Raw genomic sequence first — 22,416 nt, 5'->3', positions numbered from 1 at the left:
TGCTTGCGAGCGGGGCGCTTGTGCGGCTAGAAGCAGGGCAAATAAAGGAGCCTGCCGCATGACCGATACCCCCAATCACCTGACGATCGTCGACCATCCGCTGGTGCAGCACAAGCTGACCATCATGCGCGACAAAGCCACCTCGACCGCCGTCTTCCGGCAGTTGCTGCGCGAGATCAGCCAGCTTTTGGCCTATGAGGTGACGCGCGGCCTGCCGATGACGACCAAGCGGGTCGAGACCCCGATGCAAGAGATGGACGCGCCAACGCTCGACGGCAAGAAACTGGCGCTGATTTCGATCCTGCGGGCGGGCAACGGGCTGATGGATGGGGTGCTCGAATTGATCCCCTCGGCGCGGGTCGGCTTTGTCGGTCTCTACCGTGACGAAGAGACCCTTCAGCCGGTGCAGTATTACTTCAAAGTGCCCGAGGCGATGGAAGACCGTTTGGTCATCGCCGTAGATCCGATGCTGGCCACCGGCAACTCCTCGGTCGCGGCGATCAATCTGCTGAAAGAGGCAGGCGCCACCAATATCATCTTCCTCTGCCTGTTGGCCTCGCCCGAGGGGGTCGCCACGATGAAAGCGGCGCATCCGGACGTGCGCATCGTCACGGCCTCGCTGGACGAGTCCCTCAACGAGAAGGGCTATATCATCCCCGGTTTGGGCGACGCGGGTGACCGGATGTTCGGCACCAAGTGATCGGGTAAGTTTCGCTAATCGGCGCGCGGTGCTTTACTCAGGCCGCGCGCTGATGCATCGTTCTACCAGATAGTGTGGGGGCATTAGATGACACTTACCAGAAGTATTGCCATGGCGATGATCGTCGCAGCCTTGGGCGTCGGCGGATCGCAGACCCAAGCGCAGGACAGCCGCAGCCAACCGGCAGAGTTTCCGCCGTCCTCTTACAAGGGCAAGCAATATGTCGACAGCGCGGGATGTGTGTTCATCCGCGCGGGCATTGACGGCAATGTGTCTTGGGTGCCCCGCATGAGCCGCGCGCGCGAGCAAATCTGCGGGTTCCAGCCCACAAATGGCGTGAAAGTGGCAGAGGCAAAGGTTGAGGCGGCGCAGACCAAGGTCGACCCCGCCCCGGCCAAGAGGCCCCCGGCCCGCGTCGCCGAAGCGCCTGCGCCCAAGGCGAAGCCGAAAGCCCCCGTGGCCCGGCCCGCGCCGCAAAAAGTGGTGCGCCGTGTCGCGCCAGCCCCGGCGCGGAGCACTGCCCCCAAAGTCGTGCGCGAAACCGCGCCGCGCCCCGTGCCCGTGGTGCCCAGCAAACCCGTCGCGTTGGCCGCCCCGGCACCGGCTGGCTTCGTCACCGCTTGCCCCGGCGCGTCGCCCCTGTCGCAGCGCTATATGCGGCGCGGGAATGGTTATAGCGTGCGCTGCGGTCCGCAGGCGGAGCCGATCGTGACGGGGCGTCTTGCCCCTTCGAGCCCGCAGCGCGGCACCGCACCGCAGCCCTACCGCAGCGCGGGTATGATGCCCGGCGTTGCCGCTGCACCCGCGCGGATCGTGGCCCCTGCCGCCGTCACCGCACCGGTGGTCAGCGCCAAACCCGCCCGCGCCGTGGGCACGCAGACGCGGATCGTGCCGAAACATGTGGCGATCAATCGGGTAAACACGACCAATGTGAAAGTCCCGAAAGGATACCGGAAGGTTTGGGAAGACGACCGTCTGAACCCGCACCGGGCCGAGCAGACCTTGGAAGGCCGCGCCGACATGCTGTTGGTCTGGACCCAGACCCTGCCGCGCCGTTTGGTCAACAAGGCCACCGGCGAAGACGTGACCGCCAAAGTGCCGCTGATCTATCCCTATCTCGATATCGAAACGCAGCGCCGCAAGCTTGGGCGGGTCAAGATCGTCGAGCGGGATGGCCAAGTGGTGAAACGGGTGCTGCGCTACCGCAACGCCGCGCCGATCCATCGGGATGCCCGCCCGATCAAGACGGCCCCCGTCTATTCCAGCCGCTCGGCCCCGACAGCCCAGCCCAGCACCAAAGCGGGCTATGTGCAGGTCGGTGTCTTCGGCAGCCCCGCCAATGCGCAGCGCGCGGCGCGGCAGATCGCGGCCTTGGGCCTGCCCGCCCGCATCGGCAAACAGACCCGTGGCGGCAAAACCTATCACAGCGTTCAGGCAGGCCCCATTGCGGGCGGCTCTGCCCAAGCGGCGCTTGGCCAATTGCGCCGGGCGGGATACCGGGACGCCTATCTGCGGCGCTAAGCGTTTTGCAATGAAGGAGAAAGGCCAGCCGCGGTGTTCCCCGGCTGGCCTTTTTCTTGGGCCAATCCGTCAGCCGCCGCAGATGCTTTGCAATCTCAGCCAATCGGCATCCGACATCAGCGGTGCGGTCAGCTTGCCGTTCATCGGGTCACCTTCGATCAGGGGCAGGGTGCTTTCGCCGGTGATGTCACGCGCAAAGGCATAGGGCTTGCTGCGCAGCTCGGCTTGGGCAAATCGCGCCAGTTGAGCCTCGACCTGCGGTGTCGCGGCGGGGCGCATCAGCAGTTGCTCGGCATAGGCATCCAGCGCCTCGGAAGAGATATCGCCGGTGGTCAGCAGGCGGAAGTTCTCGCGCAGGCCCACGGCCTCCAAAAGCGCGCGCAGCGGGTCATGTTCCCGGCGGGCCACATCCTCGGTCAGCACATAGCCCGCAGCGACGTCGGGCTCTTCGTAATCCTCCAGCACCGCGCGGTCGAGCACGATGAGACGCCCTGGCAGATGCAGGCTGGCGCGGGTCATATCGGGTAGGATCGCCACGCGCCCGACCTCCAACCGTTTGGTGAGCCGCGACAGCGCGGCACTGCCGCCGGGGCTTTCGCAGGCGGGGCCAGAGACGCGTTCAAGCCGCTTGAGCAGCGCCGTGCCCAAAGAGACACGCTTGACCTCTGGCACCACTTTGATCGCATGATCGCGCAGCGCGCCGGGCATCCAAAAGACCGCCAGCGCCGCCACCACCGCGACGGAGGCCAACATGCCGACCGACCGCAACCGCCCCGGCTTGGGACGGCTGCGATTGATCGCGCGGCGCAGCTTTTCGATGGCCTCGATCATCTCGGTTTCATTGTCGGGCAGTTCCAGCGTCTCGCCCGGATCGCCGTCTGGATGATAGAGCGCGGGGGTCTGGCCGGGGTTGGCCCTGTCGACGGCGGCCAGCGACCAATGGGTCAGCGCCTGATCCTTGAGATCGCTGATCACCAGCGTCGCGTCACCGATAGAGACGATCACCTCGCGCCGCTGCGCATCGGGCGTGGCGCGCCAAAGGCCCGTCGCTTCGAGCCGGGCGTATTTTGTCAAGGCGGTCATGGGGTTCTGCTGCGGGCCTGTCAGTTTTCGCCACTCTACCACGCGCTGCGGGATCAGCAATGGCAGGTGACATAATGCCCCGCCTTAGAGGGCCGCCGCCTGTTTGCGCAATTCGAATTTCTGGATTTTCCCGGTGGAGGTTTTGGGCAGTTCGCCAAAGACCACGCGCTTGGGCATCTTGAATCCGGCAAGGCGCGCGCGGGCGAAGGCGATCAGCGCCTCTTCGCTGGCCTCCGCCCCCGGTTTCAACTCGACAAAGGCGCAGGGCACTTCGCCCCATTTCTCATCCGGTTGGGCCACCACGGCGGCGAGGTTGACCGCGCCGTGGCCCATCAACACGCCCTCGACCTCGACGCTCGAAATATTCTCTCCGCCCGAGATGATGATGTCTTTGGCACGGTCTGCGATCTGGATGTAGCCATCGGGGTGCTGCACTGCGATGTCGCCGGAGTGGAAGTAGCCGCCCGCAAAGGCTTCGACCGTGGCCTCGGGGTTCTTGAGGTAGCCTTTCATCACCGCATTGCCGCGGATCATGATCTCGCCCTGCGCGGTGCCGTCGCGCGGGGTTTGGGCCATCTCGGCGTCCATTACGGTGATCTCTTCCATCATCGGCATGGCGACACCTTGGCGCGCCTTGATCCCGGCGCGTTCGGGTTCGGGCAGCCCGTCCCATGCGCCTTGCCAGAGACATTCGGTGACATGGCCAAAGGTCTCGGTCAGCCCATAGACCTGCGTGACGTTGAACCCCAGCTTTTCGATCTTCGACAGGGTCGCGGGGGCCGGGGGCGCGCCCGCGGTGAAAACCTCGACCCGGTGATCGAAGGCGCGGCGGTCTTCTGCGTCCGCGTTGACCAGCATGTTCAACACGATGGGCGCGCCGCCGAAATGGGTGACGCCGTGATCGGCGATGGCGTCATAGATCGCCGCGGCGGTGATGTCGCGGCAACAGACCAGCGTGCCGCCCAAAAGCGGCATCATCCATGTGTGGTTCCAGCCGTTGCAATGAAACAGCGGCACGATCTGCATGAAGACCGGGCGCAACACCATCTGCCAAGAGATTACCGTGCCCATGGTCATCAGGTAGGCGCCGCGGTGGTGGTAGACCACGCCCTTGGGCCGCCCGGTGGTGCCGGAGGTGTAGTTGAGCGCGAGGCTCTCCCATTCGTCCTGCGGCATGATCCAGCGAAAGTTCGGATTCGCCTCCGCAAGCAACTCTTCGTATTGCGGGTGTCGTCCGCTGGCGGGGAAACCGGCGGGGGCGTCGGGCACTTCGATGATGGCGGGGCAGGTGCCCTCCATCCGCGCGCAGGCGTCTTCGGCCAGCGGCAGGAACTCGGTATCGACCAAGAGCACCTTGGCGCCGCCGTGGTCGAGGATATAGGCCACCGTGTCGGGATCGAGGCGAATGTTGATGGTGTTAAGCACGGCCCCGCAGGCGGGCACGCCGAAATGCGCCTCGGCCTGTGCGGGCAGGTTGGGGATGAGGGTGGCGACCACATCGCCGGGGCGCACGCCGATCTCGGCCAGTAGCGCGGCGAGGCGGGTGCAGCGGTCGTGGTACTGGGCATAGGTGACGCGATGCGCGCCGTGGATGACCGCCGTCTGGTTCGGGAAAACCTCTGCGGCGCGGGCCAAATGCGACAAGGGCGTGAGCGGCACGAAATTCGCCGCGCATTTCTCAAGCCCGCTTTCATCCGTCATCCACCCCATGCGACCCCTCCCAAGGCATTGGTTGCGATTTGGGGTTGAGTATTGCTGCCCGGACGTGACTTTGAAAAGAGGGCAGGAGGGAAAAGGAGGGCAGATGCAGGACACAGCGGTAAAATCGGGGCTGGCGGCGCTTTGCGCGGTGAGCGGTATGGCGGCCTTGGGGCTGACGGATAATTTCGTGCCCTTCATCACCGAGCGCGGGTCGCTCTGGCAGTTCCACTTCCTGCGCGGGCTTATGGCGGTGGCCATTCTGATGGTGCTGGCGGCCCTGGGTTTCGGCATTCTGCGCCCGCGGCGGTTCTGGGCCGTGGCCGGGCGCAGCTTGTTTCAGGCGGGCGCGATGTTGATCTATTTCGGCTGTCTGGCTTTTCTGCCCATCGGGGTGGTGGTGGCCGGGCTGTTCACCTCGCCGCTTTTCGTGCTGATGATCTCGGCCCTGTTTCAAGGCAAGCGCGTCGGCCCGTGGCGGTGGGGGGCCGTGGCCGTGGGCTTTGCCGGGGCCTTGATGGTGATCCGCCCTGACCCGAGCGATCTTGACCCCGTGGCCTTCCTCCCGCTGTTGGCCGGGGCGCTCTATGCCATCGGCGCCGTGGCGACGCGGGCGTGGTGCGAGGGGGAGAGCACGATGGTGATGACCGCGGGCTTCTTCGGCATGTTGGCAGTCATGGGCGGCATCGGTGTCTTGGTCCTGCCGGGGGCGGAGGTGGCGGGGGCCGAAGGTTTCGTCAGCCGGACATGGGGGCCGCTCGACGGCGCGATGTGGTTCTGGATCGCGGTGCAGGCGGTGGGCTCGCTCATCGGCATCGGCTTCCTGGTGCGCGGCTACCAACTGGGAGAGGCCGGGCATGTGGCGATTTTCGAGTACTCGCTGCTGATCTTCGCCAGTTTCTGGGCCTATATCCTCTGGGATCAAGAGGTGCCGCCCTTGGCATTCGCGGGCATGGCGTTGATCGCACTGGCCGGGGCGGTGATCGCCCTGCGCAGCGATGAGCCTTCGACCCTACGCGCGCCGGAGGCGGTGGAGTGATCATTAGTCGCGGTCGGCGTTACGTCTTCGTTCATATCCCCAAGACCGGGGGCACCTCACTGGCGCTGGCGCTGGAGGCGCGCGCGATGAAAGACGACGTGATGCTGGGCGATACGCCGAAAGCGCGGAAGCGGCGGCGGCGGGTGCAGGGGGTCGAGACCGCGGGGCGGCTGTGGAAGCATTCGACGCTGGCGGACATCGACGGGTTGGTGACAGCGGAGGAACTCTCGGGGCTGTTCTGCTTCACGCTGGTGCGCAACCCGTGGGACCGGGTGGCGAGCTACTATCGCTGGCTGCGCGGGCAGGGGTTCGAGCATCCGGCGGTGGCGCTGGCGAAGGCGACGGATTTTGCTGGGTTCCTGCGGCATCCGCAGACGCAAGCCAGCCTGCGGGCATGGCCCGCGCGGCGGTATATGCGGGATGCGGCGGGGCGGGAGCGTTGCGATCTCTATATTCGGCTGGAGCATTTTCCGCAGGATGCGGCGCCGTTGTTTGAGCATCTTGGGTTTGAGTTGGAGTTGCCGCGGGTGAATGCCTCGGAGGGGCAGGCGGCCTATACGCCCGAGTTGCGCGATTTGGTGTCGGAGGTCTGTGCCGAGGATATCGCGCGGTTTGGCTACGGTTACAAAGAGCACTAGGGCCAGCGCCTGCCCGTGGGTTGGCGACCCGCGCGGCGTCGCTGCCACTTTATCGTTCAACCGTGGCGTGCCATCGCGAGGGCAGGCCCAACCTCGCCAAATCGCCTACCCGGGGGACGGGCAGGCGATGGCCCGGCGCCTGCGGCTTGATTCCGGGCCGGGTGGCATCACAGACGATGACCCTCCTACCAATAAAAAGGGGCGCCGAAGCGCCCCTCTCCCCCTTACGCCGCTTTGGCGTCCGGGTTGAACCGTCCGTAGAAACTCTGGTTCTTCTGCGCCATATCGCGCAGCAGGTCCGGGCAGGCAAAACGCTCACCGTATTTCTCGGTCAATTCGTCACAACGCTCCGCCGCATAGGGCGCGCCGATCATGTCGAGCCAGCTCAGCGGGCCACCCGACCAAGGCGCGAAGCCCCAGCCGAGGATCGCGCCCACGTCGCCCTCGCGGATGTCCATCAAGACACCTTCCTCCAGCGCGCGCACGGCTTCCAGCGTCTGCGAGAATAGCAAGCGGTGCTGCACCTCGATCAGCTCAGGCTGCTCGTCTGCCACGGGGTACTTGTCCCCCATGCCCTGCCACAGCCCCTCGCGCTTGCCCTTGGCGTCGTAGCTGTAGAAACCGGCGTTGGCCTTGCGGCCCAGACGGCCCTCTTCCTCCATCCAGAACACCAGCGGATCGATGTCGTCGTTCGGATAGGCATCGCCCATCGCCGCCTTGGTCGCCCGGGCGATCTTCGCCCCCAGATCGATCGAGGTCTCGTCCATCAGCTGCAGCGGGCCCAAGGGCATGCCGACCAGCTTCGCGGCGTTCTCGATCAACGCGGGCTCGACACCCTCCTGGACCATGCGCACACCCTCGTTGATATAGGGAATGATGCAGCGGTTGGCATAGAAGAAGCGCGCGTCATTGACCACGATCGGCGTCTTGCGGATCTGGCGCACGTAGTCGAGCGCCTTGGCCACGGCCCGGTCACCGGTCTCTTGCCCCTTGATGATCTCCACCAGCAGCATCTTTTCGACCGGCGAGAAGAAGTGAATGCCGATGAACTGCTCCGCGCGGCTCGACGCCTTGGCCAGATCGGTGATCGGCAGGGTCGAGGTGTTGGAGGCAAAGATGCAATCCTCGGGGATCACGGCTTCGACCTTTTGGGTCATCTCGGCCTTCACCTTGGGGTCTTCGAAGACCGCTTCGATGATCAGATCGCAGTCCTTGAGCGCATCGAGATCGGTGGTGGCGGTGATCAGATCGAGCGCCTTGGCCTTCTTCTCCTCGGTCGATTTCTTGCGGGCGATGCCCTTGTCGAAATAGCTCGCGGAATAGGCCTTGCCCTTGTCGGCGGCTTCCTGCGTCTGGTCGATCAGCACGACCTCGATCCCGGCCTGAACCGAGACCAAAGTGATGCCAGCCCCCATCATGCCGGCACCCAGAACGCCCAGCTTCTTCACGCGCTGGTCCGGCACGCCTTCAGGCCGAACGGCGCCTTTCTCTAGCGCTTCCTTGTTGAGGAAAAGCGAGCGGATCATATTGCCCGATGAAGGGTTCATCAGCACATTGGTGAACCAGCGTGCCTCGATTTTTAGCGCCGTGTCGAAGGGCACCAGTGCGCCTTCGTAGACCGCCGAGAGCAGCGCCTTGGCCGCCGGATAGACGCCCTGGGTCTTGCCGTTGACCATGGCATTGGCGCCGACAAAGGTCATGAAGCCCGCCGGGTGGTAGGGCGCGCCGCCGGGCATCTTGTAGCCCTTGGCATCCCACGGCTTGACCAGATCGGCATCCTTGGCGTTCAGCACCCAGTCGCGGGCCGCGGCCATCGGGTCTTCGCTGACCTCGTCGATGATCCCGGCCTTCTGCGCTGCGGCAGGGGCGACCATCTTGCCTTCCAGAAGGAAGGGCGAAGCCGCCATGGCGCCGAGCTTGCGCACCATCCGCGTGGTGCCGCCAGCACCCGGGAAGATGCCCACGAGGATCTCCGGCAGGCCGATGCGTGCCTTGGGGTTGTCCGCGGCAAAGGTGCGATGCGTGGCCAGCGGCAGTTCCAGCCCGATGCCCGCGGCGGTGCCGGGGATCACGCAGGCCACGGGCTTGCCGCCCTTGTTGGTCTTGGGGTCCATGCCCGCGCGCTCGATCTTGCGCAGCAGGGCGTGCATCTGCATCGTGCCCTCAAACAGACCCTTGGCCGGATCGTCGCCTGCGTCTTCCTTCATCTTCGCCAACAGGTTCAGGTCCATGCCCCCGGCGAAGGAGCCTTCCTTGCCGGAGGTGATGACGATGCCCTTGACGGCGTCATCGGCCAGCGCGTCGTCGATGTGCTTTTCCAGATCGCGCAGGCCGTCGAAGGACATGACGTTCATGCTCTTGCCCGGCACGTCCCAAGTGATGGTGGCGATGCCTTCGGCATCCTTGTTCATTGTGAAATCGGTCATTCTCTTGCTCCCTTCGCGGCTCACACGCGCTCGATGATGGTGGCGGCACCCATGCCCGACGCGATGCAGAGCGTGGCCAGCCCCACTTCCTTGTCGGCGCGCTCCATCTCATCGAGCAGGATGCCGATGATCATGGCGCCGGTGGCGCCCAGGGGGTGCCCCATGGCGATGCCGCCGCCGTTCACGTTGACCTTGCTGTCATCCACGTCGAAGGCCTGCATGAAGCGCAGCACCACGGCGGCGAAAGCCTCGTTGACCTCGAACAGATCGATATCGCCGATGGTCATGCCGTTGTCCTTGAGGATCTTCTCGGTCACCGGCACCGGGCCGGTCAGCATGATGGTGGGATCGGTGCCGATCTTGGCGGTGGCGCGGATGCGGGCGCGGGGCTTCAGGCCGTGCTGCTCGCCGAACTCCTTGTTACCGATCAACACCGCGGCGGCGCCGTCGACGATGCCCGACGAGTTGCCCGCGTGGTGGATGTGGTTGATCCGCTCAAGATGCGGGTATTTCATCAGCGCGACCTTGTCGAAGCCGGGCATGACCTCGCCCATCTGCTGGAAGGCGGGGTTCAGGCCGCCAAGGCTCTGCATATCGGTCTGCGGGCGCATGTATTCGTCGCGGTCAAGGATCGCGAGGCCGTTCTGGTCACGCACGGTGATGACGGACTTGTCGAAGCGGCCCTCTTCCCAGGCCCGCGCGGCGCGCTGCTGGGACTGCATGGCCAGTTGGTCGGCCTCGTCGCGCGAAAAGCCGAACTCGGTGGCGATGATGTCGGCGGAAATACCCTGCGGCACGAAGTATTTCTCCATCGCCAGCGTCGGGTCCACGGCGATGGCCGCCCCGTCGCTGCCCATGGCCACGCGGCCCATCATCTCGACACCGCCGGCGATATAGCCGTTGCCGGCGCCGCCTTTGACTTGGTTCGCGGCGAGGTTCACCGCTTCCATGCCCGACGCGCAGAAACGGTTGATTGCAAGGCCGGGGATGCGCTCATCAAGGTCCGAGGCCAACACCGCCGAGCGTGCCAGGCAGCCGCCCTGTTCCATCACCTGGGTGACGTTGCCCCAGATCACGTCCTCGACGGCATGGCCTTCGAGGTTGTTGCGCTCCTTCACGGCGTTCAGGGTCTGCGCGGAAAGTCGCAGCGAGGTCACCTCGTGCAAAGCGCCGTCCTTGCGGCCCTTGCCGCGCGGAGTGCGCAGGGCGTCGTAGATGTATACGTCTTGGGTCATGTCATGTCCTCCGGGTCAGGCGCGGTCAGCAGGGCTGCCGGGCATCAAATCATACGGGGCTTTCCAGCCCGGTGTTTCGCTCAGACGCGTGAGCCACGCGTCGATATGGGGCCAGTCGCTGCGGTCGAAGCCAAAGGGCTCGGGGTAATAAAGATACCCGCAGCAGCTGAGGTCTGCGTTGGTGATGTCGTCGCCCACGATCCAGTCGCGGCCGTCGAGATGGTCGTTCAGCACGTTATACGCGGCCTTGAGCCGGCCTTGATTAAAGGCGATGACCTCGGCGGGACGTTTGTCTTCGGGCAGGAAGTTCATCAGAAAACGGGTCATCCCGGCAACGGAGCTAAGCTTGTGGTTATCCCATAGCACCCAACGCAGGATTTCGCGCCGTTCCGTCGCGTCGCGCCCGCCGAATTTGCCCGTCTTTTCCGCGACGTAATCCTGAATTACGCCCGATTGGGTGAGCCGAAGATCGCCGTCGATCATCACCGGCGCCTCGCCCATGTTGTTGATCTGCGCGCGGTAGTCGGGCTGGCGCGTCTGGCCACCGAAGAAGTCCACCTTCACCGGCTCCCAGTCGAGCCCGGACAATTCGAGCGCAAGCGCCGCCTTGTAGGCGTTGCCCGATTCGCCAAAGCAATAAAGCTGTATGGTCACCTGTCATTCCTCCTCTTCTGTCGGCGCCCGCTGAAATGTCGGAAGGTATTTGTGAAAGGATGAAGGGGGCAGGGGGCGCCTTATCTTCATCCTTTTTCAAATACCTCTGCGCCGGTGTTTCAACCCGCGCGCGGTCAGAGGTTGCGCGCGATCAGTTCCTTCATGATCTCGTTGGTACCGCCGTAAATGCGCTGCACCCGCGCGTCGGCCCACATTTCGCCCACGGCATATTCCTGCATGAAGCCGTAGCCGCCGTGCATCTGCAAGCAGACATCCAGCACCTCGCCTTGAGTGTCGGTGAGCCAGTATTTCTGCATCGCCGCCTTGTCGACGCTGAGTTCGCCGCGCAGGTGTTCCGCGATACATTCGTCGAGGAAGGCGCGGGCCACCGCGGTCTTGGTTTTGACCTCGGCGAGTTGGAAGCGGGTGTTCTGGAACTGGGTCAGCGGGCCGCCGAAGGCCTCGCGTTCCTTGCAGTATTGTACCGTGCGCGCCACTGCGCCTTCCATGGCGCCCACCGCGCCGCAGCCGATGATCAAGCGTTCCTGCGGCAGTTGCTGCATCATCTGGTAGAAGCCCTGGCCCTCGTCTTGGCCGAGGATGTTCTCGGGCGGGATCTCGACATTGTCGAAGAAGAGCTCGGAAGTGTCGGCGGCATGCAGGCCGATCTTGTCGAGGTTGCGGCCGCGCTGGAAACCTTCGGCCTTGTCGGTTTCCACGACGACGAGGCTGACGCCCTTGGAGCCTTCCTTGGGGTCGGTCTTGGCCGCCACGATGATCAGGTTGGCGTGCTGGCCGTTGGTGATGAAGGTCTTTTGGCCCGAGAGTTTGTAGGCGTTGCCCTCGCGGATCGCCTTAGTTTTGATGCGCTGCACGTCCGAGCCGGTCGAGGGTTCAGTCATCGCCAGTGCGCCGACCAGCTCGCCCGAGACCATCTTGGGCAGCCAGCGTTTTTTCTGGTCCTCGGTGCCATAGGCGAGGATGTAATGCGCCACGATGCCGGAGTGGATGCCGTGGCCCCAGGAGGCGAGGTTGGCGCGGGAGCCTTCGATCAGGATCGCGGCCTCATGGCCGAAGTCGCCACCAGCGCCGCCGTATTCTTCGGGCACCGAGGGGCAGAGCAGGCCGAGCTCTCCGGCCTGGGCCCATGTGTCGCGGTCCATCTGGCCCTGCTTGCGCCATTTCTCGAAATGCGGCGCCCATTCGGTGTTGATGAACTGCGCCGTCATGTCGGCGATCATCTGGTGTTCTTCGGTCATCCAGCTGGATGTTTTGGTCTGCATCTTCTGGCCCCCTCCCCAAGGGTTCAGCGTTTGCGGGCGTCCAGTTCGGCGTTGAACAGGCGCAGCCGCGCGATCAGGTTTTCCTCGTTCATGACTGAGTTGAAATTCTCGAACAGGAACGACAGCGCTTCCCCCTCATCAAGACCTGCTTCGGTGCTGAACTTCTTCAGCCTGCGGTAGCCTTCTTCGGTCATGGCGACGGGGAAGCGGCGGGTCAGGCGGAAGCGTTTGGGCATGGTCTCTCCGGGTGTTGGGCAGGGTGGGGGGCTTGCCCCCACCCCCCGTTTTAGAAGTTTGCGGCCTCCAGCGCCATGACCGTATCCGCGCCCGATTGGATGCGGGTCAGGTGCAAGGCCGTGGCGGGCAGTTGGCGCGCCATATAGTAGCGCCCGGTGGCCAGCTTGGTCTCGTAGAAGGTGGCGTCGCCGCTGCCGCTCTTCAATGCTTCTTTCGCCGCCAAACCCATCTTGGCCCACATCAGGCCGAGGCAGACATGACCGAACATATGCATGAAGTCATTGGACCCGGCGAGCGCGTTGTTGGGGTTCTTCATGCCGTTCTGCATGAAGTACATGCCCGCCGATTGCAGGTCCTTGCTGGCCGCCTTCAGGGGTTCAAGGAAGGCCGCGTCGAATTCGGCGTCTTGGCCCGCGTTGTCCTTGATGAAGCCCTTCACGAGGTCGAAGAAGGCCATGACGTGTTTGCCGCCGTCCTGCGCCAGTTTGCGGCCCACGAGGTCAAGCGCCTGCACGCCGTTGGCGCCTTCGTAGATCTGTGCGATGCGGGCGTCACGGGTGAATTGGGACATGCCCCATTCCTCGATATAGCCGTGGCCACCGTAGACCTGCTGGGCCTTCACGGTCATGTCGTAGCCTTGGTCGGTCAGGAAGCCCTTGATGACCGGGGTGAGCAGCGACACGAGGCCATCTGCGTCCTTATCCTCAGCGCGGTGCGCCGCGTCGATCATCGTGGCCCCCCAAAGGACGAAGGCACGGGCCGCTTCGACAAAGCTTTTCTGATCCATCAGCGAACGGCGGATGTCGGGATGCACGATCAGCGGATCCGCGGGTTTTTCGGGGGCGACGGCACCGGTGACGGCACGACCTTGCAGGCGGTCCTTGGCGTATTCCAGCGCGTTTTGATAGGCCACTTCGGCCTGTGCCAGACCCTGCATGCCGACGCCGACGCGGGCTTCGTTCATCATGGTGAACATGGCGCGCATGCCCTTGTGTTCGGTCCCCAGCAGATAGCCGGTGGCGCCGTCGTAGTTCATCACGCAGGTGGAGTTGCCGTGGATGCCCATCTTCTCTTCGATGGAGCCGACGGAGACGCCGTTACGCTCCCCCAAGGAGCCGTCTTCGTTCACCATGAACTTCGGCACGATGAAGAGCGATACGCCCTTGATGCCCTCGGGGCCGCCTTCGATCTTGGCCAGCACCAGATGGATGATGTTGTCGGCCATGTCATGCTCGCCTGAGGAGATGAAGATCTTCTGGCCGGAGATTTTATAGCTGCCGTCGTCCTGCGGGGCGGCTTTGGTGCGCATCAGGCCCAGATCGGTGCCGCAATGCGGCTCGGTCAGGTTCATGGTGCCGGTCCATTCGCACGAGACCATCTTGGGCAGGTAGGTGTCTTTCTGCGCGTCGGTGCCATGGGCGAGGATCGCGGAGGCCGCGCCGTGGGTCAGACCTTGATACATGGTGAAAGCTTGGTTCGCGGCGGAGAACATCTCGCCCACGGCGGTGCCGAGGACATAGGGCATGTTCTGCCCGCCGTATTGCTCGGGCATGTCAAGGCCGGGCCAGCCGCCTTCTTTCACCTTTTCAAAGGCTTCTTTGAACCCTTTCGGCGTGTAGACGGCACCGTTTTCCAAGCGGCAACCTTCCTTGTCGCCCACGACGTTCAGCGGGGCGAGCACTTCGGAGGTGAGCTTGCCCGCCTCTTCGAGGATGGCGGAGGTGAAATCAGGCTCCAACTCTTCATAGCCGGGGGTCTTGCTTTCGGTGACCTTCAGCACGTCGTGCAGCACGAATTGCAGGTCTTTGGTGGGGGCTGTGTAACTGGGCATCTTTGCTCTCCGGGTCGTCTTTTTATGGATGTCTGGGGGGCGGCATCGCCGCCGGGGTTATTCGGCGGCGCGGCGGGGTTGGTTCATGGAGGCGATCATCTTTTCCCCCCATTTCAACTGGTCCTTGAGGTCTTCGATGGCCTCGTTCAGCTCTTCGCGGCGCGACTCGAGGTCGGCCAAACGGGCGCGGGCGATCTCATAGGCCGCGGCGATCTGCGTCTGTTGCTGGTCGCCCATATGATACAGGTCGAGCAGCTGGCGGATTTCTTCGAGGCTGAAACCAAAGCGCTTGCCGCGCAGGATCAGCTTGAGCCGGGCGCGGTCGCTTTTGGTGAACAGGCGTTTCTGGCCCTCGCGCAATGGGAAGAGCAGCTCTTTCGCTTCGTAGAACCGCAGGGTGCGGGGGGTCACTTCGAAAGCGTCGCACATCTGGCGAATGGTCAGCGTGTCGGCGGTCATCTCATCACTCTCCAATCGTCGTTTCATGACTTCAGTTGGGGGCTGGCATTTCTGATACAATGGGAGTTGACGTTGACGTAAGTGATACGTTGCGTCACTTTATGCGCAGGGTAATTTCCTTTAGGTTTGAAAGGATGATGGGCGTGCGCCGCCGCCATGGCGCTGGGCATTAGAACGGGTGGGAGATGGCAAACCTCGATCAAATCGGGCCGAAGACGTTGGACGGATTGGTTCACTGTGCGCAGAACGCCACCTCCGCGGCGCGTCTTCTGGCTTGCGGCCTTGCCTATTATCAAGGTCGTGGAATTGATCTGGTCAGCTATCACGGTGACAGCCCCGGCGCGCCTGCGATCCTCTATCAGTTCGACAGCAGTGGGACAGATGGACCGCAGTGGCATTCGCAGTTTCTCGACATAGAGAAGCTGCGCGAAAGCCCGGTGGAGGCGCTGGCCCGGCAACAGGTGATGCCGATTTACTGGTCGGATGTGGCCCGCACGGCGCGGCTTACCTCTGCGGAAGGCCTCTATATGAAAGGATTGATGCGGCGCTACCCGAATGACGGCATTTCGCTTAGGGTGCATGGTCCGGGCAGGGATTCCGCCGTGGTAGGACTGGGGTTTGCCGCCAAACAGGCGCGTCTGCCGCCGGAAGCGTTGTACAAACTTCTCAGCGCCGCCCAGATCGCGCATCTGCGCTATTGCGTCTTGGCCGAAAGCCAATCGCCGCGGGATTTCGGCCTGTCCCCGCGCGAGGTCGAGGTGCTGGAGTGGATCGCTACCGGCAAGAGCAATGGCGTCATCGCCGAAATACTTGGGATTTCGCCCCATACGGTCGATACGATCGTGCGGCGGATTTTCTCCAAGCTTGAGGTGAATGACCGCACGACCGCGGCCATTCGCGGGCTGGGGGCGGGGCTGCTGCGCCGCCCGAAAGAGGGCGCGCCCTAGGGCAAGGTTGACCTCGCGTCGCTGTCGCGTGACTGCGTGACATGACCCCACGTCGTGGGGGCTGTAGGTGCGGGCGCTCGACCTAAAGAGGCACGAGGCATGTCAGAAAAACAAGAGCAGACAGGTAGCGGGGCTGAAAACGGTTCCGTGGCAGAAACGCGCGCGCGCGTGGTTGCAGAGCTGAAAGGCGCGTCCGAGACCATCGAAAACGGCGCATTCGATCTGGCCGGAGACGCGAGCGCGGATGTGGTGTCCGATCTCATCCGCATCACGGCGGATTTGCAGATGCTCATCGGGCAGTTGGCGCAGCGCAACAGCCGCTGAGCCCGCCGCTCAGCCAGCCGCTCAGCTCTTGTCCGAGGCGATGGCCGCGGCGGTGTCGTCGCGCAGCTTTTGCAATTCCGCCATGGCTTCGTCCAACTGGCGGCGCTGCTCGGCCAGTTCTTCCAATTGACCATCGGCCATGGTGACCCAAGTGCGCATCTGCGCCTCGGTCCCCTCTTTTTCGTAGATCAACAGCCACTGGCGGATGTCCTCCAGCGCGAAGCCGAACTTGCGGCCGCGCAGGATCAGCTTCATCCGCGCCCGTTCGCGCGGGCCATAGAAACGCGAGCGCCCCTCACGGTGCGGTTGCAGCAATTCGATATACTCGTAATAGCGCAACGTGCGTGGCGTCACGTCAAATGCCGCGCACATCTCTTTGAATGTCAGGCGTTCATCGTCCAAAGCATCTTCTCCCTTCCGGCAAACTATGGTCACGCGCGGGGATGCGCAACAGGCGGTCTTGCCCTTTGGCTATCTCGCCCTGATAAAGGACAAAACCAGAGGCAGAGGGTTGGGTTGCATGTCCGACAAATTAAAGCTGGCGCGACAGTTCATTCAGGCGCTGCCCCATTCCATGGCACTGGGGATGGAGTTGCAGGAGTTGGGCGATGGCTCTGCCGTGATCACCATGCCCTATGACGACAAGCTGATCGGCGACCCGCAGACCGGGGTGATCAGCGGCGGGGCGGTCTCGGCGCTGATGGACACCTGCTGCGGGGCTGCGGTGATGAGCCACCCCAGCAATCCCGCGGCCACCGCCACGATGGATCTTAGGATCGAATATCTGCGTGCCGCCACACCGGGGCAGACGATCATCACCCGCGCGACCTGCTATCACGTCACCCGTTCGGTGGCCTTCGTGCGGGCCACGACGACGGATGAGGACGCCGACAACCTTGTCGCCACAGCGACCGGCACTTTCACCGTGGAGGGGCACACATGACCACACGTCGCAAGCCGGAGCCGGTTCAGGTCATCAAGCAACGCCGCGACGGGGTGCTGCGCGCCATGGTCGAAGGCGTGCCCTATATCCGTTTTCTGGGCATCGAGTTCGAGCGCCGTGGCGATGAGCTAACCGGCATCATGCCGTTTTCCGAGCAACTGATCGGCAACCCGATCCTGCCCGCCCTGCACGGCGGGGCCACGGCGGCCTTTCTTGAGGCGACCGCGATCATCACCCTCAGCTGGGGGCTGATCTGGGAAGATATGGAAAGCGGCGCGCTCGATCTGGACAATCTGGATGCCGACCACTTGCCGCGGCTGCCCAAGACGATCGATTTCACCGTGGATTACCTGCGGTCGGGCCTGCCGCGCGATGCCTATGCGCGGGCGCGTATCAACCGCTCGGGGCGGCGCTATGCCAGCGTCCATGTCGAGGCATGGCAGGACAACCGCAGCCGTATTTTCGCGCAGGCCACGGGCCATTTCCTGATGCCGCAACGGCGTGGCTGAGCCGCAATCAGAGACAGAGCCGCTGACCGAGGCAGAGGTGCGCGCGGTTGAGCGTGGTACGCTGGCGGCGCGTGATGTGGTGACCCACCGCCGTGTGCTCAAGATCGCGGTTCCCATTGTCATTTCCAACGCCACCGTGCCGATCCTCGGCGCGGTCGACACCGGCGTGGTGGGGCAGATGGGCGCCGCCGCCCCCATCGGCGCGGTGGGGCTGGGGGCGATCATCCTCTCGGCGCTTTACTGGATTTTCGGCTTTCTGCGGATGGGTACCGTGGGCCTCACCGCGCAGGCGGCGGGCAATGGCGAAGAGGGCGAGGTCGCCGCGCTGCTGACGCGCGGGCTTTTGATCGGCGCGGGGGCGGGGCTGGCCTTGATGGCGCTGCAATGGCCGCTTTTCTGGGCCTCGTTCCAGATCGCCCCCGGATCGCCCGAGGTCGAGGGGCTGGCGCGGCAATATATGGCGATCCGCATCTGGTCTGCCCCCGCCGCGATCTCGATCTATGCAATCACCGGCTGGCTCATCGCGCAGGAGCGCAGCCGCGCCGTGCTGGTGTTGCAGGTCTGGATGAACGGGCTGAACATTCTGCTGGACCTGTGGTTCGTGCTGGGCCTCGGTTGGGGTGTCGAAGGCGTCGCCATCGCCACCTTCCTTGCAGAGTGGAGCGGGGCGGCCTTGGGCCTGTGGTTCTGCCGCGCGGCTTTCGCAGGGGTGGCCTGGCGCGATTGGGCGCAGGTCTTTGACGGGCCGCGCTGGACGCGCATGATGCAGGTGAACACCGATATCCTGATCCGCTCGCTTTTGTTGCAGGCGATCTTTGTCTCCTTCCTCTTCATGGGGTCGGGCTTGGGCGATGTGACCTTGGCGGCCAATCAGGTGCTGCTGCAATTCCTGATGATCACCTCCTACGGGCTGGACGGTTTCGCCTTCGCCGCCGAGGCGATCATTGGCCGGGCCTACGGCGCGGGGCAGCGCGATGTCCTGCGGCGCGGGGCGGTGCTGACCTCCGCTTGGGCGCTGTTGGTTAGTCTGCTGTTGGCGGTGGTCTTTGCCGTCAGCGGCGGCGCGATCATCGACCTGATGGCCAAGGCCCCGCAGGTGCAAGAGCTCGCCCGGGTCTATCTGCCCTATATGGTCGCGGCGCCGCTGCTGGGCTGTGCTGCCTATATGTTCGACGGTATCTTCATCGGCGCCACGCGGTCGCGCGACATGCGCAATATGATGCTTGTGTCGTTTCTGATCTATGCCGTGACCGCACTGGCTCTGGTGCCGAGCCTGGGCAATCACGGGCTTTGGATATCGCTTCTGGTGTCCTTCGTGGTGCGCGGCATCACCTTGGCGCTGCGCTATCCGGCGTTGGAGCGCGCGGCGGGCTAGAGCAGCGCCTGCACCGCTTCGGGCGGGCGGCCGATCACGGCGCGGCCATTGGCAAAAGCGATGGGGCGTTCGATCAGGATCGGATGGGCGGCCATGGCGTCGATCAGAGCCTCTTCGGGGCTGTCCTTGGTCAGGCCCAACTCTTTGAACAGCGTCTCGCCCGTCCGTATCATCTTGATCGCAGGCAGGCCAAGGGTGTCGCGGGCGGCGATGACCTCATCCCGTGTCGGCGCGTCTTCGAGGTAGCGGCGGAAGGTTGCTTCCACCCCCGCCGCTTCGATCAGCGCCAGCGTCTGCCGCGATTTCGAACAGCGCGGGTTATGCCATAGGGTGATCATAGCCAATCCTCGCGTTTGCTGCTCACGGCCTCGGCCACGCTGGCAAAACCATCGCGGGCCAAGAGTGCATCCAGCCCGGTGGTGATCTCTCGCACCAGTCCGAGACCGCCGAAGACCAGCGCGGTGTAAAGTTGCAGGGCAGAGGCCCCGGCGCAGATCTTGGCATAGGCGGTCTGCGCGTCCGACACCCCGCCGACGCCGATCAGCGGAATATCCGTCAGCCCTGCCAGCCGCGCCAAGACGCGGGTCGAGCGGTCGAACAACGGCGCACCGGACAGACCACCCGCTTCGCCTGCATGGGCGCTGGCAAGGCCAGTCCGGTCAAGCGTGGTATTGGTCGCGATGATGGCAGCAACGCCCGAATTTTGGGCAACCTCGGCCACATCCTCAATCTCGGCTTCGCTGAGATCGGGGGCGATTTTCAGGAAAACCGGCGTGGCGCCGCGCACGTCCATCACCCCTTCGAGCAGGGCCGAGAGCGCCGCCTTGCCCTGAAGGTCGCGCAGCTTCTCGGTATTGGGGGACGAGACATTGACCGTCGCGAAATCGACGTGATTGCGCGCGGCGGTCATCACGCGGGCAAAGTCGGCGGCGCGGTCCGCGCTGGTCTTGTTCGCACCAAGGTTCAGCCCCACCGGCACACCCGTGCCACGGCGCGAAAGCCGGGCGCAGATCGCCTCCATCCCCTCGTTATTAAAGCCGAAGCGGTTGATCGCGGCGCGGTCTTCGGTCAGGCGAAACAGGCGCGGGCGCGGATTGCCGGGCTGGGGCAGGGGCGTGGCGGCCCCCACTTCGACAAAGCCAAACCCGGCGCGGGAGAGGGGGGCGATTGCAGTGGCGTTCTTGTCAAACCCCGCCGCCAACCCGACAGGGTTCGGCAGGTCCAGCCCGGCAAGCGTGGTGTGCAGCCGCGCCGAAGTCTGCGGCCCCGGCGCGGGCGCAAGCCCCGCCCGCAGCGCGCGGATCGCCAGACCGTGCGCCGCTTCGGGATCGACCCGGTGCAGCGCCCGCAGGCCCAGCCTTTCCAACAGCGGCGTCATTTGCTGGCCTCGCCCAGTCCTGCGGGGAATTCATGCACGCCACCCACCAGCGGCAGGGGCTGCGCCCAGACCACGTCTTCGATCTTGAGCGGACGGTAGAGATGGGGAAAAAGCGCGCCGCCGCGCGAGGGCTCCCATTTCAGCGCATCGCCCAGAGCGTCGGCCTCAAGCGCGAGCAGGAAGAGGCCGTCCTCCCCTTTGAAATGTTTGGCAGCGGTTTCCGCCGCCTGTTCGGCGGTGGAGATGTGCACATAGCCATCGGTAACATCGATAGGCGCCCCGTCCGAGACCCCATTCTTGCGCAGCGCAGCCCATTCGTCTGCGCGGAATATCTTGAAAATCAGCATGGCTTCTGATGCCCGCCGGGCGGGGCGGGGTCAAGACCCGCGGGTGACCATAGGGCAGGTCATATGACCTTTGACACGGGCCAAACCCCGCGCCACGATACCGGCATAACAAGCAACAGGGGAACTATCATGAAACGATTCCTGACCGCGACCGCCGCGCTGGCTTTGACCAGCGGCATGGCGGCGGCCGAGTATAATCTGACCATTCTGCATACCAATGATTTCCATGACCGGTTCGAGCCGATCAGCAAATATGACGGCCCCTGCAGCGCCGAGGACAATGCCGAGGGCAAATGCTTTGGCGGTGTCGCGCGGATGGTCACCGCCATCGAAGCCGCCCGCGAACGTGCGGGTGAGAACCATCTGCTGCTGGATGCGGGCGACTGGTTCCAAGGCTCACTTTTCTACACGCGCTACAAGGGCGACATGGCGGCCGAGTTCATGTCGAACCTCGACTATGACGTGATGGCCGTGGGCAACCACGAGTTTGACGACGGCCCCGAAGGGCTGGCCGATTTCGTGGCCAAGGTCGATTTCCCCGTGCTCTCGGCCAATATCGACGTGAGCGGTGTCGAGGGGCTGGAGGGCGAGATCGGCAAATCCACCGTGCTTGAGGTCGGCGGCGAGAAGATCGGCATCGTTTCCGTCCTTGCCGAGGACACGCCCGAGACCTCGTCACCCGGGGCCGAGGTGATCTTCTCTCCGGCGGCGGATGCGGCACAGGCCGAGATCGACGCGCTGACCGAGGATGGGGTCAACAAGATCATCCTGCTCACCCATATCGGGCTGGCGGGCGACAAACGGCTGGCCGAAGAGCTGACTGGCGTCGACCTGATCGTTGGCGGCCATTCCCATACGCTGCTTAGTAACAGCGAGGAGCGGGCCGAGGGCGCTTACCCGACCATGGTCAACGATGTGCCGATCGTTCAGGCCTATGCCTACAGCAAGTATCTGGGCGAGCTGAATGTCACCTTCGACGACGCGGGGGAGGTGACCGCAATCTCCGGCGATCCGATCCTGCTCGACGCCTCGGTCGAAGAGGATCAGGCGACGGTCGATCTGGTGGCCGAACGCGCCGCCCCGCTGGAGGAGTTGCGCCAGAAGGTCGTGGCCGAGACGTCGGAAACCATCGAAGGCAGCCGTGACATCTGCCGTGCGCAGGAATGTGCGATGGGCAACCTTGTCTCTGACGCGATGCTGGACCGGGTCAAGGATCAGGGCATCGACGTGGCGATCTCCAACGCGGGCGGCTTGCGTGCCTCCATCGACGCAGGCGAGGTGACCATGGGCGAAGTGCTGACCGTGCTGCCGTTCCAGAACACGCTCTCGACCTTCCAGATCAGCGGTGCGACCCTGATCGAAGCCTTGGAAAACGGGGTGAGCCAGTTGGAAGACGGCGCGGGCCGTTTCCCGCAGGTGGCGGGCATGTCCTATACCTTTGATCCCAAGGCCGAGCCCGGCAGCCGCATCAGCGATGTGATGGTGGGCGGCGAACCGATTGATCCCGAAAAGACCTATGGCGCCGTGTCCAACAACTATGTCCGCAATGGCGGCGACGGCTACGCGATGTTCAAGGACGCCGAGAATGCCTATGACTTCGGCCCCGATCTGGCGGATGTGACGGCGGAGTATCTGGCGAAGAACGGCAGCTACAAGCCCTACACCGATGGCCGCATCAAGATGAAGTAAGGGTCTCGGGCCTTAGCGAGAGGGCGCGTCCAGCGGGGCGCGCCCTTTTTGTTTGTGAATAGCCGGACAGGGCCCTTGATTCCGGGCTGTTGCCCAAGCT

At 64.1% G+C, this 22,416-nt stretch carries 23 protein-coding genes; 10 read left to right on the top strand and 13 right to left on the bottom strand.

Annotated elements, in window-relative coordinates; all coding sequences use genetic code 11:
- The first annotated feature begins 58 nt into the window (after nucleotides 1–58).
- Nucleotides 59–700 (top strand): uracil phosphoribosyltransferase, encoded by a 642-nt coding sequence (gene upp / locus ACGYLO_RS06125; protein WP_067263778.1) that lies wholly within the window; start codon nucleotides 59–61, stop codon nucleotides 698–700.
- Nucleotides 701–787: 87 nt separating this feature from the next.
- Entirely contained in the window at nucleotides 788–2,221 is a 1,434-nt protein-coding gene (locus tag ACGYLO_RS06120; RefSeq protein WP_271688109.1) for an SPOR domain-containing protein, read from the top strand.
- Between the two features lie 69 nt (nucleotides 2,222–2,290).
- On the opposite strand, the gene ACGYLO_RS06115 is transcribed toward ACGYLO_RS06120, so the two are convergent.
- Together ACGYLO_RS06115 and ACGYLO_RS06110 are read right to left on the bottom strand one after the other, a co-directional pair.
- Complete coding sequence (locus tag ACGYLO_RS06115; RefSeq protein ID WP_271688108.1) at nucleotides 2,291–3,304, bottom strand: hypothetical protein; 1,014 nt, start codon at nucleotides 3,302–3,304, stop codon at nucleotides 2,291–2,293.
- 84 nt (nucleotides 3,305–3,388) lie between these two features.
- The gene (locus ACGYLO_RS06110) at nucleotides 3,389–5,014 is read right to left on the bottom strand and encodes an AMP-binding protein (protein WP_271688107.1); all 1,626 of its coding nucleotides are present in this window, start codon (nucleotides 5,012–5,014) and stop codon (nucleotides 3,389–3,391) included.
- Between the two features lie 94 nt (nucleotides 5,015–5,108).
- Between ACGYLO_RS06110 and ACGYLO_RS06105 the strand changes: the two genes are divergently transcribed.
- Complete coding sequence (locus ACGYLO_RS06105) at nucleotides 5,109–6,041, top strand: DMT family transporter (RefSeq protein WP_209218225.1); 933 nt, start codon at nucleotides 5,109–5,111, stop codon at nucleotides 6,039–6,041.
- Nucleotides 6,038–6,679, top strand: coding sequence for a sulfotransferase family 2 domain-containing protein (locus ACGYLO_RS06100; protein WP_271688106.1), 642 nt, complete (start codon nucleotides 6,038–6,040; stop codon nucleotides 6,677–6,679). Before ACGYLO_RS06105 ends, ACGYLO_RS06100 begins: the two co-directional genes overlap by 4 nt.
- 224 nt (nucleotides 6,680–6,903) lie before the next feature.
- On the opposite strand, the gene ACGYLO_RS06095 is transcribed toward ACGYLO_RS06100, so the two are convergent.
- The 7 genes from ACGYLO_RS06095 to ACGYLO_RS06065 form a co-directional block, all read right to left on the bottom strand.
- Nucleotides 6,904–9,105: a 3-hydroxyacyl-CoA dehydrogenase NAD-binding domain-containing protein gene (locus tag ACGYLO_RS06095; protein ID WP_271688105.1), complete on the bottom strand. Its 2,202-nt coding sequence runs from the start codon at nucleotides 9,103–9,105 to the stop codon at nucleotides 6,904–6,906.
- Nucleotides 9,106–9,125: 20 nt separating this feature from the next.
- Nucleotides 9,126–10,340 carry an acetyl-CoA C-acetyltransferase gene (locus tag ACGYLO_RS06090; protein ID WP_209218222.1) on the bottom strand — a complete coding sequence of 405 codons (1,215 nt, stop codon included), beginning with the start codon at nucleotides 10,338–10,340 and terminating at the stop codon, nucleotides 9,126–9,128.
- 15 nt (nucleotides 10,341–10,355) lie between these two features.
- Nucleotides 10,356–10,994, bottom strand: a complete 639-nt coding sequence (locus ACGYLO_RS06085; RefSeq protein WP_271688103.1) for a glutathione S-transferase family protein — start codon at nucleotides 10,992–10,994, stop codon at nucleotides 10,356–10,358.
- Nucleotides 10,995–11,128: 134 nt separating this feature from the next.
- Complete coding sequence (locus ACGYLO_RS06080; protein ID WP_271688101.1) at nucleotides 11,129–12,277, bottom strand: acyl-CoA dehydrogenase family protein; 1,149 nt, start codon at nucleotides 12,275–12,277, stop codon at nucleotides 11,129–11,131.
- A 23-nt stretch (nucleotides 12,278–12,300) separates the two neighbouring features.
- The gene (locus ACGYLO_RS06075) at nucleotides 12,301–12,513 is read right to left on the bottom strand and encodes a hypothetical protein (protein WP_271688099.1); all 213 of its coding nucleotides are present in this window, start codon (nucleotides 12,511–12,513) and stop codon (nucleotides 12,301–12,303) included.
- A gap of 50 nt (nucleotides 12,514–12,563) precedes the next feature.
- Entirely contained in the window at nucleotides 12,564–14,345 is a 1,782-nt protein-coding gene (locus ACGYLO_RS06070; protein ID WP_271688097.1) for an acyl-CoA dehydrogenase C-terminal domain-containing protein, read from the bottom strand.
- A gap of 57 nt (nucleotides 14,346–14,402) precedes the next feature.
- Nucleotides 14,403–14,804 carry a MerR family DNA-binding transcriptional regulator gene (locus ACGYLO_RS06065; RefSeq protein ID WP_067261195.1) on the bottom strand — a complete coding sequence of 134 codons (402 nt, stop codon included), beginning with the start codon at nucleotides 14,802–14,804 and terminating at the stop codon, nucleotides 14,403–14,405.
- Between the two features lie 185 nt (nucleotides 14,805–14,989).
- Here ACGYLO_RS06065 and ACGYLO_RS06060 point away from each other — a divergent pair, with 185 nt between their 5' ends.
- Both ACGYLO_RS06060 and ACGYLO_RS06055 read left to right on the top strand, forming a co-directional pair.
- A complete protein-coding gene (locus tag ACGYLO_RS06060; protein WP_271688095.1) occupies nucleotides 14,990–15,751 on the top strand; it encodes a LuxR family transcriptional regulator in 762 nt (253 codons plus the stop codon).
- Between the two features lie 99 nt (nucleotides 15,752–15,850).
- Nucleotides 15,851–16,075: a hypothetical protein gene (locus tag ACGYLO_RS06055; RefSeq protein ID WP_271688094.1), complete on the top strand. Its 225-nt coding sequence runs from the start codon at nucleotides 15,851–15,853 to the stop codon at nucleotides 16,073–16,075.
- Between the two features lie 21 nt (nucleotides 16,076–16,096).
- On the opposite strand, the gene ACGYLO_RS06050 is transcribed toward ACGYLO_RS06055, so the two are convergent.
- Nucleotides 16,097–16,477, bottom strand: a complete 381-nt coding sequence (locus ACGYLO_RS06050) for a MerR family DNA-binding transcriptional regulator (RefSeq protein WP_209218215.1) — start codon at nucleotides 16,475–16,477, stop codon at nucleotides 16,097–16,099.
- A 118-nt stretch (nucleotides 16,478–16,595) separates the two neighbouring features.
- On the opposite strand from ACGYLO_RS06050, the gene ACGYLO_RS06045 reads away from it, so the two are divergent.
- Genes ACGYLO_RS06045 through ACGYLO_RS06035 form a run of 3 tightly spaced genes read left to right on the top strand, consistent with a single transcriptional unit; the run spans nucleotide 16,596 to nucleotide 18,902 of the window.
- Nucleotides 16,596–17,018, top strand: a complete 423-nt coding sequence (locus ACGYLO_RS06045; RefSeq protein WP_067261213.1) for a PaaI family thioesterase — start codon at nucleotides 16,596–16,598, stop codon at nucleotides 17,016–17,018.
- A complete protein-coding gene (locus ACGYLO_RS06040) occupies nucleotides 17,015–17,527 on the top strand; it encodes a PaaI family thioesterase (RefSeq protein WP_209218213.1) in 513 nt (170 codons plus the stop codon). The genes ACGYLO_RS06045 and ACGYLO_RS06040 overlap by 4 nt, the downstream gene beginning before the upstream one ends.
- Before the next feature lie 22 nt (nucleotides 17,528–17,549).
- Entirely contained in the window at nucleotides 17,550–18,902 is a 1,353-nt protein-coding gene (locus ACGYLO_RS06035; RefSeq protein WP_394374280.1) for an MATE family efflux transporter, read from the top strand.
- Here the strand turns inward: ACGYLO_RS06035 and arsC are convergent.
- Genes arsC through ACGYLO_RS06020 form a run of 3 tightly spaced genes read right to left on the bottom strand, consistent with a single transcriptional unit; the run spans nucleotide 18,899 to nucleotide 20,627 of the window.
- Nucleotides 18,899–19,240 carry an arsenate reductase (glutaredoxin) gene (gene arsC / locus ACGYLO_RS06030; RefSeq protein ID WP_271688091.1) on the bottom strand — a complete coding sequence of 114 codons (342 nt, stop codon included), beginning with the start codon at nucleotides 19,238–19,240 and terminating at the stop codon, nucleotides 18,899–18,901. The two genes, ACGYLO_RS06035 and arsC, sit on opposite strands and share 4 nt — an antisense overlap.
- Nucleotides 19,237–20,280, bottom strand: a complete 1,044-nt coding sequence (locus ACGYLO_RS06025; protein ID WP_271688089.1) for a quinone-dependent dihydroorotate dehydrogenase — start codon at nucleotides 20,278–20,280, stop codon at nucleotides 19,237–19,239. Before ACGYLO_RS06025 ends, arsC begins: the two co-directional genes overlap by 4 nt.
- Complete coding sequence (locus tag ACGYLO_RS06020) at nucleotides 20,277–20,627, bottom strand: DUF952 domain-containing protein (RefSeq protein WP_271688087.1); 351 nt, start codon at nucleotides 20,625–20,627, stop codon at nucleotides 20,277–20,279. Before ACGYLO_RS06020 ends, ACGYLO_RS06025 begins: the two co-directional genes overlap by 4 nt.
- A 129-nt stretch (nucleotides 20,628–20,756) precedes the next feature.
- On the opposite strand from ACGYLO_RS06020, the gene ACGYLO_RS06015 reads away from it, so the two are divergent.
- A complete protein-coding gene (locus ACGYLO_RS06015) occupies nucleotides 20,757–22,316 on the top strand; it encodes a bifunctional UDP-sugar hydrolase/5'-nucleotidase (protein WP_271688086.1) in 1,560 nt (519 codons plus the stop codon).
- Nucleotides 22,317–22,416: the final 100 nt, after the last annotated feature.

Origin of the sequence: Sulfitobacter sp. 1A13353 (assembly GCF_043557255.1) — a bacterium.
GTDB lineage: Bacteria > Pseudomonadota > Alphaproteobacteria > Rhodobacterales > Rhodobacteraceae > Sulfitobacter > Sulfitobacter faviae.
Note: the sequence above shows the minus strand (reverse complement) of the source record. Positions and strands in the feature narration are given on the sequence as shown.